Here is a 14,436-nt window from a genome sequence, read left to right on the forward strand (position 1 = left end):
AGGTTTCATCATGCTCGATAAGGTATTGATTGCTAACCGAGGCGAAATCGCGCTACGTATTTTACGTGCGTGTAAAGAACTCGGTATCAAAACCGTTGCGGTTCACTCTAAAATTGACCGTGACTTATTACATGTGCGCCTTGCAGACGAATCTATCTGCATAGGGCCAAACCCATCAACTCAAAGTTATTTGAACATTCCAGCTATCATCAGCGCTGCAGAATTGACAGATACTTCAGCTATTCACCCAGGCTACGGCTTCCTTGCTGAAAATGCAGATTTCGCAGAGCAAGTTGAGCGTTCTGGTTTTACCTTCATCGGACCTAAAGCCGAAACAATTCGCTTAATGGGCGATAAAGTTTCTGCTATCAAGGCAATGAAAGAAGCGGGTGTCCCTACTGTTCCTGGCTCAAACGGCCCAGTACCTTCTGATCCTGAAGAATGTATCCGTATTGCTAATGAAATCGGGTTCCCGATTATCGTTAAAGCAGCAGCAGGTGGTGGTGGCCGTGGTATGCGCGTTGTTCACAACGAAGGCAGCCTACTAAAATCTATCAGCATTACACAATCTGAAGCTGGCTCTTACTTCGGCGATAGCACGGTTTATATGGAAAAATTCCTACAAAACCCACGTCACGTTGAAGTTCAAGTACTTGCTGATGGTCAAGGCAATGCGGTTCACCTATACGATCGTGATTGTTCTTTACAACGTCGCCATCAAAAAGTGTTGGAAGAAGCACCAGCACCAATGTTGAATGAAGAATCTCGCCAAGCGTGTTTGAAAGCGTGTGTAGATGCCTGTATTAAGATCAATTACCGCGGTGCTGGTACTTTCGAATTCCTATACGAAGATGGCAACTTCTACTTCATCGAGATGAACACTCGTGTGCAAGTAGAACATCCAGTTACCGAGATGGTAACAGGTGTTGATATCGTTAAAGAGCAACTTCGCATTGCTAGCGGCTTACCACTGTCTTTTAAACAAGAAGACATTAAGCTAAATGGCCATGCTGTTGAATCACGCATCAACGCAGAAGACTCTAAAACTTTCATGCCTTGCCCAGGTAAAGTGGAATATTTCCATGCACCAGGCGGTATGGGTGTTCGTGTCGACTCTCACTTGTACAGCGGCTACACAGTACCACCTACGTATGACTCAATGATTGCTAAAATCATTTGTCATGCACCAGATCGTACTGCTGCACTAAAACGCCTTTCTGGCGCTCTAGATGAAACATTCATCGATGGCATTAAAACCAATATAGAGCTTCAAAAAGACCTAGTAAATGATGCTAATTTCATTGCTGGTGGCGTTAATATCCATTATTTGGAGAAAAAACTCGGTCTATAAAGACTGCAGTTTTGCCCCTAGTGATCACATAAATCACTAGGGGCAATCATTTTCCTCTCGCCTCTCGCTCCAAGCTTCGCTATTCTATTCCTGTTTGTTTTACTGTTGGACTTCACTTTATGCCTTGGCTTCAAATACGTATCAATACCACGCCCGATCACGTCCCAGCTTTCGAAGATACTCTTCTTGACTGTGGCGCCATGGTTGTCACCTTTGAAGACGTCCATGACGATCCTGTATACGAACCAGACCTAAACACTACACCTCTATGGAAAAACACTAAGGTGACTGGCCTGTTTGAAGCAGACGCAGATATTGAACACATTCGCCCAGTAATTGAGCATAAAGCCGAATCCCTTGGTGAAACCGATATCGATATGAAAATAGAGATAGTCGAAGATAAAGATTGGGAAAGAGAGTGGATGGACAACTACCATCCAATCCAATTCGGCGAACGTCTATGGGTTTGCCCTAGCTGGCGCGAAGTACCCGATCCCAATGCAGTTACACTGATGCTAGATCCAGGCTTGGCATTTGGTACAGGCACCCACCCTACTACCGCCTTGTGTCTACAATGGCTGGACAGCATTGATTGCAAAGACAAAACGATCATTGATTACGGCTGTGGCTCAGGCATTCTTGGCATTGCTGGTTTGCTGCTTGGCGCAAATAACATGGTCGGTATCGATATCGATCCGCAAGCTGTGCAAGCAACCGAAGCCAATGCGGAACGTAACAAGATAGATCCAAGTCGTTTAGAAGTAAAACTGCCGCCATACGAATCTGACCTACAAGCCGATATAGTAGTTGCGAATATTCTTGCTGGCCCTCTTGCTCACCTTGCGCCGACTATTTCTGCGCTGGTTAAAAATCAAGGCCAATTAGCCCTCTCAGGCATTCTTGCCAACCAGGCTCAAGAAGTGATTGAGGCGTATCAAGAATGGTTTACAATTGATTCCATTACCGAAAAGGAAGAATGGGTTCGTATTGTAGGCACTAAGCACGCATAATACTTAACCTTATATACAAAGAGACCTTTGCACGAAGTCACGAGCCAAAGGTCTCGTAAAGTTTTAGACAGGAAGATAACACCCTATGGCCAATAGCCTAATAACCCGTTGCCCAAAATGTTCAACCGCATTTCGAGTAAGCGATGAAGTATTAAGCATGGCCAAGGGCAAAGTCAGATGTGGTCAATGTTTCCATATTTTTAATGCCAGCGACGCGGCAAAAAACAAGACGAACCCTGCTAACACCAGAGAACAGCCACCACAAGAAAGCAATGATCCAACAATAGAAACGGTCACGCCCAAAAAACAAGCACAAGCTGATCTAACGCGCCAGCCGACAGATCAAGACAACATAGCTCAGAACACTATAGTTCAAAACAACAGCCTCCAAAACAATGACGCAGGTACAAACATAAAAGCATCTATTGATAATAGGCTCGCTCCTGCAGAAGAAATTGTTAACCCAGATTGGCTGCACACACTATTTGATGATGAAGACCTACGACCACAAAGTGAAGATATAATAAGCTCAAAAAATAGCGGTACTCTAGATGAAGACGAAGCCTTCGAAATAAACAACGCCTATCAAGAATCCGCACACAAACAAGAACAAGCCAAAAGAGCTACTGCGGAAACAAAAAGACAAGATGAACCAGCACCATGGGAGCTAGAGCTTGCTGAAGTAGAAGCCGCACTTAAGGCGACACCACAGCAACCCGTTACAGCAAATAAACCCACAGTCAAACCAACAAAAACCGCCGCAGCTGAACCCACTGCAGCAGTCAGCCCTGAACCAGACTACATGGTTGCTTTGCATTCCTTGGCGCAAACCGCTGCAGAACAAACACGTCCATCAGACATAAAAAACCAACACACCATCCTAGAACAACTATCGGCTCAACAAAGTCTAGCGCCATTAATGGGCGAAAACGATTCTTTCACAAGCAAGAAAAAAGGGCACCCTTGGCTATGGTTTTTTGCTTCGTTATTAGGAATCGTCCTATTAACTACACAAGTGGCTACACATTTTTTTGAAGAAGGCAGTCGCTCTTCTAATTTCAGAGCCATCTACAAAACGATTTGCTCATACTCTGGTTGTGCACTACCAAGATTCGAAGACATTAGTGCCATCACTATTCAGCACGTACGCATCCAAAGTCACCCATCCATACCAAACGCACTTTTGGTAAATGCTATTATCACCAACACCAGTGATTTCTCTCAGCCTATGCCAAAAATTGCCTTAGAGTTTTTTGACTTAAACGGTCTACCCGTGGCCGCACGACTCTTTGCTCCGAATGATTACTTACACAAAGACTTTCTCGATATTACCTATATGCCACCAAATACCCCGATCCATTTGGTCATTCCTATACAAGATCCAGGTGCTCGTGCGGTCACTCATCAGCTTAGAGCCTTTCCGACAGACACTCGCTCTTACTAGTTTTTGAGAATTTTACGACTACTGTGCTCGCCAATACTTTGTTAAAAATAGACTCGCTTATTTACGGATTTAACAACATGGGCTCATTTATAACTCATAAACTCCGCTTCCTCGTCTTTTTTTGCCTCGTCTTGGCTTCGCTCGTGACTTCGCGCAAAGGTCTCTTTTCACTGTTTTAGTGCAAAGGTTAAAAAAAGAACAAAAAATAGTCAGTTTTTAGCCTGTCAAGACTTCAAAAACAACGATTGCATAGGTATTATTCACGCCCGCTCGACACTGTCGACGATCTTTAACATTCAATCCAGTATTCAGGAACATCATGGCATTTGCTATTGGCCCATATTGCGTTGACAAGCCTGTTATTCTTGCTCCTATGGCAGGCGTAACAGATTTGCCTTTTCGCCGCCTTTGCCATGACCAAGGTGCAGGCTTAGTCGTATCAGAAATGGTCACTTCTGATGTTCGCCTGTGGAACTCGACAAAAAGCCGCCATCGTTTAATTCACGATGCGGAAGTCTCGCCGAGGTCCGTTCAGATTGCTGGCGGCGACCCACAAATGATGGCAGAAGCTGCCCAACAAAATGTTGAGCTAGGCGCACAAATCATTGATATCAACATGGGTTGCCCTGCTAAAAAAGTATGCAATAAAGCAGCAGGCTCTGCATTACTTAAAGATGAAGCACTTGTTCGAGAAATACTGGAATCTGTTGTAAATAGTGTTTCTGTTCCTGTCACTCTAAAAATCCGTACTGGATGGAGTCTTGATCAGAAAAACGGTCTTGCGATTGCAAAAATGGCAGAGGATATTGGCATTCAAGCATTAGCGATTCACGGACGAACACGGGAATGTAAATTCCAAGGACAAGTTGAATACGACACAATTGCAGAGATTAAGCATCATTTGAGCATCCCTATTTTTGCTAATGGGGATATTAAAGACGCACAATCCGCAAAATTCGTGAAAGATTACACCCAAGCAGACGGCATCATGATTGGTCGAGCTGCCCAAGGAAGACCGTGGATTTTTCGCGAAATAAACCACTATTTAGAAACAAACGAATTGTTAGCACCTCCTTCTTTATCTGAGGTGAGACAGCTTGTTATTAACCACGTGAACGCCTTACACCAATTTTATGGTGATTATTTAGGCGTGCGTATTGCTCGCAAGCACGTTGGTTGGTACCTGCAAACGTTAGCGGATAAAACACAATTTCGCAGTCTGTTTAACCGTATTGATAATACGCAAGAACAGCTTGATAAATTGGAAGAGTTCTTTGTTTGCCAATAGGCAAACGAACCTTACACTTAATGTACTGAAAATCAAAAAAGAAGACCTAGATCACCCTTCTCAATGACGATCAACGTGCATTAATAAATGGTTAGCTTTAAAAATAGAAGGTCATTCTGTGGTAGAACAAACTCATACTCATACGTTTCAAGCCGCTTCTTCAGAGCAGTCACAAACCCTACGTGACAATGTTGAAAAAGCCCTACAAAACTATTTCGCTCATCTTGATGGGCAGCCAATAACAGACTTATATCAGTTAGTCTTAGCAGAGGTTGAGGCGCCTTTGCTAGAGTCTGTCATGAGCTACACAAAGGATAACCAAACAAAAGCATCCACCATCCTTGGTTTAAACCGAGGCACACTTCGCAAGAAGCTGAAGCAATACGGTATGCTATAAGCACAAAGAAAAAAGGGCGAATTCGCCCTTTTTTTCGTCTTACCTTCCCCTTGTTTATTTAGTGTTAAATTAATTGCGAGAACCATGATGGCAAATCAAAATACAGTAACTCCAATCAAACGAGCGTTAATCAGTGTTTCCGACAAAACAGGCATTGTCGAATTCGCACGCGAACTGACCGCTCAAGGCGTTGAAATTCTTTCAACAGGTGGTACTTACCGTCTTTTATTGGACAGCAACGTTAAAGCAACTGAAGTTTCTGACTACACAGGCTTCCCAGAAATGATGGACGGCCGCGTAAAAACGCTACACCCAAAAGTGCACGGTGGCATTCTTGGTCGTCGTGACATCGATGGCGCCATCATGAAAGAGCACGGTATCGAAGAAATCGATATGGTTGTTGTCAACCTTTATCCATTCGAAGCGACCATCGAGCGTCCTGATTGCGATTTACCAATGGCGATCGAAAACATCGATATCGGTGGTCCAACTATGGTTCGCTCTGCAGCGAAAAACCATAAAGACGTTGCTATTGTGGTATCTCCTTCTAGCTACGAAGAAATCTTAGCTTCTCTTAAAGCAGATGGCGGTTTGACTTATGAGCAGCGCTTCGATCTTGCCGTAAAAGCATTCGAACACACTTCTCACTACGATGGTGCCATTGCCAATTTCCTAGGCAAAAAAGTAGAAGGCGGCAGCGAAGATTTTGCGCGCACCTTCAACTTACAATTCAACAAGCAAGAAGAAATGCGCTACGGTGAAAACCCTCACCAGAAAGCCGCTTTCTATGTTGAAGCGAATCCTAAAGAAGCATCCATCAGCACTGCTAAACAAATCCAAGGTAAGGCACTGTCTTACAACAACATCGCAGACACCGATGCGGCTCTTGAGTGCGTAAAAAGCTTTGATAAACCTGCTTGTGTTATCGTTAAGCACGCGAACCCTTGTGGTGTAGCAACGGCAGCAACACAACTTGAAGCATACGACCTAGCTTTCCAAACCGATCCAACGTCGGCATTTGGTGGCATCATTGCATTCAACCAAGAGTTAGATGCAAAAACAGCACAAGCCATTGTTGACCGCCAATTTGTTGAAGTTATCATTGCGCCAAGCGTCAGCAAAGAAGCAGCGGAAGTCGTAGCGGCTAAGCAAAATGTTCGCTTGTTAGAGTGCGGCCAATGGTCAAAAGACAAACCTGCGGCACTAGACTACAAGCGCGTAAACGGCGGTCTATTGGTTCAAGACCGTGATGACGGCGTTATTACTTTAGACGATCTTAAAATCGTCTCTAAACGTCAGCCTAGCGAAGAAGAGCTAAAAGACTTATTGTTTGCTTGGAAAGTAGCGAAATTCGTTAAATCCAATGCTATTGTTTATGCAAAAGCTGAACAAACCATTGGTGTAGGCGCAGGCCAAATGAGCCGTGTTTACAGCGCTAAAATTGCCGGTATCAAAGCGGCTGACGAAAACCTAGAGGTAGCAGGTTCCGTCATGGCTTCGGATGCTTTCTTCCCATTCCGTGATGGTATCGATGCCGCTGCGCAAGCTGGTATTACAGCAGTTATCCAACCTGGCGGCTCTATGCGCGACGAAGAAGTCATTGCCGCAGCCGATGAAGCTGGCATGGCTATGGTCTTTACAGGAATGCGCCACTTCCGTCATTAATAAGCTATCACTAAGAAGCCAAGACTTCTTAATTCGTCACCGGAGGCTGCGGCCTCTGGTTTGCAATACAAAGGATTAGATAATGAAAGTTCTTATTATTGGTAACGGTGGTCGTGAACATGCTCTGGCATGGAAGACTGCAGAATCTAACCAAGTTGAAAAAGTTTTCGTTGCGCCAGGCAACGCTGGCTCAGCAACAGAAAATAAAGTTGAAAACGTTAATATTGGCGTAACCGATATTGCCGATCTTGTTGCTTTCGCAAAGAAAGAAAACATCGACCTTACCATTGTTGGTCCAGAAGCCCCATTAGTCATTGGCGTTGTAGACGCGTTTGAAAAAGAAGGTTTAGCTATCTTTGGCCCAACTGCGGCAGCAGCACAGCTAGAAGGCTCTAAAGCCTTCACCAAAGATTTTCTAGCTCGCCACAATATCCCTACTGCGGCCTATGGTAACTTCACCGAAATTGAACCTGCTGTTGCCTATATCAAGCAACATGGTGCGCCTATCGTGGTTAAAGCCGACGGTCTAGCCGCTGGCAAAGGCGTTATCTTGGCACAAACTGAAGCCGAAGCCATTGAAGCAGTTGAAGACATGCTACAAGGCAACTCTTTTGGCGATGCGGGCAGCCGTGTCGTTATCGAAGAGTTTCTAGTGGGTGAAGAAGCCAGCTTTATTTGTATGGTAGATGGCGAAACTGTTTTACCTATGGCAACAAGCCAAGACCATAAAGCACGCGACAATGGTGACAAAGGCCCTAACACCGGCGGCATGGGTGCTTACTCTCCTGCACCCGTTGTTACACCTGAAATCCATGATCGCATTATGAACGAAGTCATTATGCCAACCGTTAAAGGCATGAATGCTGAAGGCAACCGCTACCGTGGTTTCTTATATGCAGGTGTGATGATCGCACCAGATGGCACACCAAAAACACTCGAATATAACTGCCGTTTTGGTGACCCAGAAACTCAACCTATCATGATGCGCTTGCGCTCTGATTTGGCACAAATGTGTTTAGCTGCTGTTAACGGCAAACTGGATACTGTTGAAGCTGACTGGGATCCTCGCGCAAGCTTAGGTGTTGTTCTAGCCGCTGGCGGCTACCCTGCTGACTATGCAAAAGGTGATGTTATTTCCGGCTTGGAGACTAACCTTCCAGAAGGTCAAAAAGTCTTCCAAGCAGGTACAGCACTAAAAGACGGCCAAGTGGTAACCAACGGTGGTCGTGTCTTATGCGCTGTAGCACTAGGTAATACTGTTGCTGAAGCTCAAGCGGCGGCATACGACGTAGTTAACACTCTGTCTTGGGACAAAGTTTACTTCCGCACCGACATTGGCCACCGCGCCATTGCTCGCGAGCAAAAGTAACCTCCTACAAACTAAAAAGGCCTCAATTGAGGCCTTTTTTACATCTTAACACTGCGCTTTATTCACTCTTACTTTTTTAGCTGTGACTCTTTTTTATCTAACCAAGCCTTAAATAAGCGGCCAACCTCAAGAACCAACAAGCCAAAAATAATACCTGCAACCCAATCCAAACCAAGCACAAAACCTAGCGCTGCAATCATTCCATAGCCGTACATTAGATTAGTTCGGGTTGTCGGTTTTGCTTGCCTAGCAAACCAGGTGACACCCAACAAGAGTATGCTAAACCAAACATAATACTCCACCAAAATTGGATATAGCATTTGATCCCCTATCTAGTTAATAATGATAGCCTTTATACAATATAGTTAGGCTAGCGTTTTGCTTTATCGATTTATTTTACTGTTTTTACTTTGCATCTCCAACACTGCGTGGAGCACAAACACTATTGCCATCATTGATGATACGAATAGTTCGTTCAATATTAACAAAAGCGGCTCTTATTTTATCGATGAAGATCAAGCCCTCCCATTTAGAACTATTGCGTCTGACGAATATACAAAGAGATTTCGCCCAATTAACCGTGGATACTTACAGTTAGGATTGGTAAAAGGCAACATCTGGATTCGCACCGATGTAGCAATAAGAACAACCAACAGCACGCCTATTTTGCTAGAAATAAATTCACCTAGGTTACAATATCTAGACATATACCTACCTAATTTATACGAAAATCAGATCCAAGCAGAGCTCGGTGGTGCACGCCCCTATAACAACAAAGAAATCAAAGCACCAAACTATATTTTTTCAATTCCAGCCAATTCGCCACCCGTGTTCACCTTATACATTAAGCTATCATCTAACTTACCAATTAATGCGCAAATCGAGCTTAAAACCCTTTCTCAACTAAGCCAAGATACTCAAAAAAGCCTAATTTTCACCGGGATTCTCATTGGCATATTGTTGACTCTACTGATCTGTAATACCTTCTTTTTTGTCAAAACATCGCACCCTATGTATTTAATTTACTGCACATTGCTCATTGGCATAGCAGTTCTACATCTCGCACTTCACGATCAGATTTCTCAGCTGTTTCCAAACCAAACCAACATTCAAGAACGTATATACAATCTAGCTGCGTTATCTTGTTTATGCGCGATTGTATTTTTCTCTCGCCTCTACCTTGATACCAAAGAATATCTTCCTAAATTAGACAAAGTATTGATTACAATTGGCTCTATTAATGGGTTATTTGCCATCATCTTCACTATTTCACCAGAGAAAATAAACATAGCGGCTCTTTCTTTAATAGTGGTTAGCACTCTTATTATATTAACAGTTCATGCTGTCATCGCTTTTATGAAAAACATACCGTTTTCTGGGTACTATCTGGTTGCTCGGCTAACATTACTTTGCGGCCATTTTGCTTGGCTTATGTCAGCCTATGGCGTTATTCCAAGCGCGCTATTATTTGAGTGGGGGCTAACCATCACCATAATCATCGAGGCAATGATTCATTTCTCGGGCATGATTGCGCAAACAACACCATTACTACAAAGACATTCGAAAAAGAGCAAACAAGCTCAAACAGAAATAACAGACCTTTTATCCGATATTTCCAACAGACTTCGTCGTCAAATTAATATTCTTGGCGGTACACTCTCCCACCTTGAACAAGCAGCTACATCAAATGATACCAGGCTGTTCTTAACCAGTAGTCTGACTGCCAACAACAACCTAAAAAACCTAATTGAGCGAATTGACCTAATTAGTGATATTAAAGAACATACACCACCAGATCAGCCGTACCCGCTATCACTTAACCAATTAATAGATAATGCCTACAACAACGTTCAACGCTTAGATCAAGACAATACGCAGATTGAGCTGAATACTTACAAAACAGATCAAGTTGAAATTTTACAGAATGCATCTATTGTGCAGCACCTTATTGAAAGCCTAGCGCAAGAATTCAAGCACTTTACAGATCAAACATTAACCATCAACATTACTCGCCACGAAATAAACCGAGATGGCGTCACCTTACTAGAGCTCAGCTGCTTTCCACTGCCAACGCAAGTTCGCACTACAGCGACCAGCTTTGACCTTGGAATGCATTACATATCACTCCTCGTCCAACACTTAGAAGGTGAGATACAAATATCTGAAAATGATCGTATGCGAAGCGTTAACATACAACTTCCCATACGCGCGCACATACGCCCTTTGAGCAACGATATCAGTCAACAACATCACTTTGACATCATATTATTTGGCCAAGAAGACAGCGATCTGCAAAAATCACTAACGATTTTGCAAAGTCATACCAATAAAATAGAGCATTTCACCACTCTAGAAAGTTTATTAGAGTATTTAGAGCAACCTGCCAAAAGAGAATCAGGCTCTATTATTTTAGTATTTGATAACGGCGGACACATCCCCCACATTACACAACAAAGATTACTACCTTTAATGCGTCATGAAGATCAGTGCTTACTCATCAGCAACAATGTTAAAATGTCGCTAGATTATGCGAAAAAACTGGGATTTGATGAATTACTGGCCTGCTCTGAGCTAGAAAGCCATCTAGAGCAAAGAATATCGCGCCTGATACAAAAAGGAGACAGACTAAAGAATACATCTTTGTCACGGATCAATCCTTTGCGCATAACGCCTTGAAGCAAAACCACTAACCTTGAATAATACAAACAAAAGGAGATGATATGGACTGTTTATTTTGCAAGATAGTAAAGGGTGACATTCCGGCAAACATTTTATTTGAAGACGATGACGTTATTGCTTTTGAGGATATTATGCCTAAAGCACCAACCCACTTCCTTGTCATCCCGAAGCGTCATATTAGTACGTTGAATGACCTTACCGATGAAGATGCTCCAGTGGTTGGCAAACTACAAACTACCGCTGCGAAAATAGCAAAACAGAAAGGCATCAGTGATGCAGGTTATCGAGTTGTCATGAACTGCAATGAAATGGGCGGACAAACCGTTTACCATATTCATATGCATGTATTGGGTGGCCGCGCAATGACATGGCCTCCAGGTTAATAAGAGGAAACACAATGATCTCTTTTCTAGATAAAGCCGTATTACAGTTTGACCGTGCTTTACAGACACTTGTACCACATGCAGCAAAAGCGACGCGCCCTTCACCAGCTAACACTTTAGAAGAGGCCGAGCTGGATCAGGTCGAACGCAAGCACTCTTCAGGCTTAATGCGTATTAACCATACTGGCGAGGTATGCGCCCAAGCACTTTACGCTGGCCAGGCGACTACTGCAAAACTGGCTACAGTTCGCCAAGAAATGGAACATGCAGCGGACGAAGAAATAGACCACCTAGTCTGGTGCGAACAACGTCTTTATGATCTTGGCAGCAAACCAAGCATTTTGAACCCCTTATTCTATGGGGCATCATTTATGATAGGTGCTGGCGCAGGGCTTATTAGCGATAAATTAAGCTTAGGCTTTGTTGCTGCAACAGAAGATCAGGTTTGCATTCATCTTCAAAAACACATGGCAGCCCTGCCAATGCAAGATGCAAAAAGCAAAGCGGTATTAACACAAATGCACATAGACGAAGCCAAACATAAAGCAATGGCGTTAGAGGCAGGCGGATACGAGTTCCCACAACCTATTATGGCCATCATGACCCAAGTATCCAAAGTCATGACCATAACTACTTACCGGATTTAATCATGAACAGAGATCTTCATTCTATTCGTCGTGACTACCAATTCGACGATCTTTTGGAAGAACAAGCTGGTAACAACCCACTTGTCCTATTTGATACTTGGCTCGAAAAAGCTATCGAATCTTGCCCCGATGATCCAACAGCTATGGTATTAAGCACTATTGGACTAGATGGTTGGCCTCATTCACGCGTGGTTTTGTTAAAACAACGAAATGACGCTGGTTTTTCATTTTTCACCAACTATGACAGTGAAAAGGGCCAGCAGTTGGCACAAAACAATAAAGCCAGCATGACCTTCTTTTGGCCAGCCCTGTCTCGTCAAGTTCGCGTTGAAGGCACCATTGAAAAAGTATCTCGCGCAACATCAGAGACATATTTTGCAACGCGCCCAAGAGGAAGCCAGCTCGCTGCTAGAACATCAAAACAAAGTACCGTTATTGCTAGCCGCGATGAACTACAAAACGCCTTTAACGCAGAAGAGCAGGCTTTCAATGATCTAGATATACCTTGCCCAGAAAACTGGGGGGGCTATGTACTAAAGCCTAATTTCATTGAATTCTGGCAAGGACGACCAAGCCGGCTTCATGATCGAATTTGCTTCACACTGAAAGATAATGATTGGATAAGAACTCGAAAAGCACCTTAATCATTTAACACTATCAAAGAAGCATCAAAGCAAATAGATAGGAATCAAAGCAGAAGACGAAACGTTAAGCTTATTCGCTCCTCTTTGATTCGCTTTCTTACTGGCAAAGAGTGCTGCCACAATACCTGTGTCGAAGCAGACATAACCAACCAACTTCCATCTTCTAACTCCACACTATGTTTAATTTGATGATTCCCTTTAAGACGAAATATAAACGGCCGACTTGCTCCGAGGCTCAACATAGCAACAACCGGCGCAGGCCCTAATGATTTTTCATCATCCGCATGCCAGCCCATATATTCTTCCCCATCTTGGTACCAATTCAACAACACTGCATTAAATGACTGTTTAGCAAGGATCTCAGCCTCTTCTTTTATCGCCAACAACCAATCTGGCCAACCAATACCATAGTGATCCTTACCTGTATAGCGATAACAAATACCCGTATCCGCAACAAATGCAACGCGCCTCGGTACCAACACGTCACGCCCAAACATCGTCAGACTTTCTCTCTCCCACGGCAGATTAAACTTAAGCTGCGACATAAGCTGCTGTTTGCTTGAGCTAGAAAATGAGTATCGGTATGATGGCTGGATTCCCATTAAAAACTATTTCCCTTGGACTTCAATGCAAGCCTCTCCCGTTTTTGAGACAACCAAACGCAGTGCATTTTTAGACGTATACCGCGGCTCTGCGGTGTTACTAATGATAATTTTTCATTTTTGCTGGGATTTACTAAACTTTGGTTTCTTGGAATATTCCATTTATGACCCTTTCTGGGTCTATTTTCGCAGTTTAATCCTAACTCTGTTTCTCACCGCAATTGGCTGGTCAGCCTATATAGCATTGGGTAAGTCTAACAACTCATCTTTTTGGAAACGAGACATCAAGTTGCTTATTTCCGCTACCGCTATTTCATTGGCGACTTATCTAACCATGCCTAATCAATGGATTTATTTTGGGATTTTACATTTCATATTTATTGCCTCTTTGCTCATAAGACCTCTTGCAAAGTGGCCTATCCCATCAGCGTTAGCTGGTGCTGTCATCATACTTATCTATCATTCAACAAACTGGCTACATTTTCCAAACGCTTTTTCAATTATAACAAGCTATATAGCACTTCCAGACAAGACTCTCGATATTGTATTTCCTTTTCCATGGATTGGTGTTGTTTTAATAGGCCCTCTTCTTGGCTATCTAAATTGGCAGAAATGCCCAACACCAAACAGCTTAGCAATCCAGATTCTAGCATTTATGGGACGTTATGCTTTACCCATTTACCTAATTCATCAACTCGTATTATTTCCACTGGTTGCAACATTCAAAATGGTGCTTACCCTCCTTTCTTGATCACTTTTCGTGCGTTCAGATAGATGAGTTTTTTTCATTAAAAAATAGATAAAAATAGCCCTTATGGTATTGCCAATTGCTAACTTTACGCTTTTTCAGGCAAGTAAAGTAAGTGACCACTTAGCTATTTTTCAATTATCATTTTAGAGTTTTTTTCAAGCCTTGATTTTCACCTAAATGAGCACTATTGTTCGCTACAGATTAAC

14 protein-coding genes are annotated in these 14,436 nt (G+C 43.1%); 12 read left to right on the top strand and 2 right to left on the bottom strand.

Going from position 1 to position 14,436, the window contains the following annotated elements:
• Positions 1 to 10: 10 nt before the first annotated feature.
• The 7 genes from accC to purD all read left to right on the top strand — a co-directional run bounded on the left by accC (position 11) and on the right by purD (position 8,524).
• On the top strand, positions 11 to 1,351 hold the full coding sequence (accC, locus tag B6N13_RS04585) for an acetyl-CoA carboxylase biotin carboxylase subunit (protein ID WP_012070664.1): 1,341 nt from the start codon (positions 11 to 13) through the stop codon (positions 1,349 to 1,351).
• Positions 1,352 to 1,470: 119 nt separating this feature from the next.
• The gene (gene prmA / locus B6N13_RS04590) at positions 1,471 to 2,361 is read left to right on the top strand and encodes a 50S ribosomal protein L11 methyltransferase (protein WP_012070665.1); all 891 of its coding nucleotides are present in this window, start codon (positions 1,471 to 1,473) and stop codon (positions 2,359 to 2,361) included.
• Positions 2,362 to 2,446: 85 nt separating this feature from the next.
• Positions 2,447 to 3,805, top strand: coding sequence for a zinc-ribbon and DUF3426 domain-containing protein (locus B6N13_RS04595; RefSeq protein WP_169458629.1), 1,359 nt, complete (start codon positions 2,447 to 2,449; stop codon positions 3,803 to 3,805).
• A 316-nt stretch (positions 3,806 to 4,121) separates the two neighbouring features.
• Positions 4,122 to 5,093 (top strand): tRNA dihydrouridine synthase DusB, encoded by a 972-nt coding sequence (gene dusB / locus B6N13_RS04600; RefSeq protein WP_048814065.1) that lies wholly within the window; start codon positions 4,122 to 4,124, stop codon positions 5,091 to 5,093.
• 118 nt (positions 5,094 to 5,211) lie between these two features.
• On the top strand, positions 5,212 to 5,490 hold the full coding sequence (gene fis, locus B6N13_RS04605; RefSeq protein WP_012070668.1) for a DNA-binding transcriptional regulator Fis: 279 nt from the start codon (positions 5,212 to 5,214) through the stop codon (positions 5,488 to 5,490).
• 87 nt (positions 5,491 to 5,577) lie between these two features.
• Positions 5,578 to 7,155 (top strand): bifunctional phosphoribosylaminoimidazolecarboxamide formyltransferase/IMP cyclohydrolase, encoded by a 1,578-nt coding sequence (gene purH, locus B6N13_RS04610; protein WP_169458736.1) that lies wholly within the window; start codon positions 5,578 to 5,580, stop codon positions 7,153 to 7,155.
• An 82-nt stretch (positions 7,156 to 7,237) separates the two neighbouring features.
• Positions 7,238 to 8,524, top strand: a complete 1,287-nt coding sequence (gene purD / locus B6N13_RS04615) for a phosphoribosylamine--glycine ligase (RefSeq protein ID WP_169458630.1) — start codon at positions 7,238 to 7,240, stop codon at positions 8,522 to 8,524.
• A 68-nt stretch (positions 8,525 to 8,592) separates the two neighbouring features.
• Here the strand turns inward: purD and B6N13_RS04620 are convergent, their stop codons facing one another.
• Positions 8,593 to 8,844 (bottom strand): hypothetical protein, encoded by a 252-nt coding sequence (locus tag B6N13_RS04620; protein WP_012070671.1) that lies wholly within the window; start codon positions 8,842 to 8,844, stop codon positions 8,593 to 8,595.
• A 58-nt stretch (positions 8,845 to 8,902) separates the two neighbouring features.
• On the opposite strand from B6N13_RS04620, the gene B6N13_RS04625 reads away from it, so the two are divergent.
• The 4 genes from B6N13_RS04625 to pdxH are packed head-to-tail and all read left to right on the top strand — an operon-like array spanning position 8,903 to position 12,877.
• Positions 8,903 to 11,200 (top strand): 7TM diverse intracellular signaling domain-containing protein, encoded by a 2,298-nt coding sequence (locus B6N13_RS04625; protein WP_169458631.1) that lies wholly within the window; start codon positions 8,903 to 8,905, stop codon positions 11,198 to 11,200.
• A gap of 44 nt (positions 11,201 to 11,244) precedes the next feature.
• Positions 11,245 to 11,586, top strand: a complete 342-nt coding sequence (locus B6N13_RS04630) for a histidine triad nucleotide-binding protein (RefSeq protein WP_169458632.1) — start codon at positions 11,245 to 11,247, stop codon at positions 11,584 to 11,586.
• 14 nt (positions 11,587 to 11,600) lie between these two features.
• Complete coding sequence (gene coq7 / locus B6N13_RS04635; protein ID WP_169458633.1) at positions 11,601 to 12,233, top strand: 2-polyprenyl-3-methyl-6-methoxy-1,4-benzoquinone monooxygenase; 633 nt, start codon at positions 11,601 to 11,603, stop codon at positions 12,231 to 12,233.
• Between the two features lie 2 nt (positions 12,234 to 12,235).
• Positions 12,236 to 12,877 carry a pyridoxamine 5'-phosphate oxidase gene (pdxH, locus tag B6N13_RS04640; RefSeq protein ID WP_169458634.1) on the top strand — a complete coding sequence of 214 codons (642 nt, stop codon included), beginning with the start codon at positions 12,236 to 12,238 and terminating at the stop codon, positions 12,875 to 12,877.
• Positions 12,878 to 12,921: 44 nt separating this feature from the next.
• Here the strand turns inward: pdxH and B6N13_RS04645 are convergent, their stop codons facing one another.
• Positions 12,922 to 13,422 carry an alpha-ketoglutarate-dependent dioxygenase AlkB gene (locus tag B6N13_RS04645; RefSeq protein WP_248280225.1) on the bottom strand — a complete coding sequence of 167 codons (501 nt, stop codon included), beginning with the start codon at positions 13,420 to 13,422 and terminating at the stop codon, positions 12,922 to 12,924.
• Positions 13,423 to 13,432: 10 nt separating this feature from the next.
• Here B6N13_RS04645 and B6N13_RS04650 point away from each other — a divergent pair, with 10 nt between their 5' ends.
• Positions 13,433 to 14,230, top strand: coding sequence for a heparan-alpha-glucosaminide N-acetyltransferase (locus B6N13_RS04650; protein WP_248280226.1), 798 nt, complete (start codon positions 13,433 to 13,435; stop codon positions 14,228 to 14,230).
• Positions 14,231 to 14,436: the final 206 nt, after the last annotated feature.

The sequence above is a fragment of the Marinomonas sp. UCMA 3892 genome, assembly GCF_012726345.1.
In the GTDB taxonomy this organism is placed as follows: domain Bacteria; phylum Pseudomonadota; class Gammaproteobacteria; order Pseudomonadales; family Marinomonadaceae; genus Marinomonas.

What these genes read in the sequence shown, in the direction of transcription:
- accC (WP_012070664.1), top strand. Translation starts at nt 11, where the DNA reads ATGCTCGATAAGGTATTGATTGCTAACCGAGGCGAAATCGCGCTACGT.
- prmA (WP_012070665.1), top strand. Translation starts at nt 1,471, where the DNA reads ATGCCTTGGCTTCAAATACGTATCAATACCACGCCCGATCACGTCCCA.
- B6N13_RS04595 (WP_169458629.1), top strand. Translation starts at nt 2,447, where the DNA reads ATGGCCAATAGCCTAATAACCCGTTGCCCAAAATGTTCAACCGCATTT.
- purH (WP_169458736.1), top strand. Translation starts at nt 5,578, where the DNA reads ATGGCAAATCAAAATACAGTAACTCCAATCAAACGAGCGTTAATCAGT.
- purD (WP_169458630.1), top strand. Translation starts at nt 7,238, where the DNA reads ATGAAAGTTCTTATTATTGGTAACGGTGGTCGTGAACATGCTCTGGCA.
- B6N13_RS04620 (WP_012070671.1), bottom strand. Translation starts at nt 8,844, where the DNA reads ATGCTATATCCAATTTTGGTGGAGTATTATGTTTGGTTTAGCATACTC.
- B6N13_RS04630 (WP_169458632.1), top strand. Translation starts at nt 11,245, where the DNA reads ATGGACTGTTTATTTTGCAAGATAGTAAAGGGTGACATTCCGGCAAAC.
- coq7 (WP_169458633.1), top strand. Translation starts at nt 11,601, where the DNA reads ATGATCTCTTTTCTAGATAAAGCCGTATTACAGTTTGACCGTGCTTTA.
- pdxH (WP_169458634.1), top strand. Translation starts at nt 12,236, where the DNA reads ATGAACAGAGATCTTCATTCTATTCGTCGTGACTACCAATTCGACGAT.
- B6N13_RS04645 (WP_248280225.1), bottom strand. Translation starts at nt 13,422, where the DNA reads ATGTCGCAGCTTAAGTTTAATCTGCCGTGGGAGAGAGAAAGTCTGACG.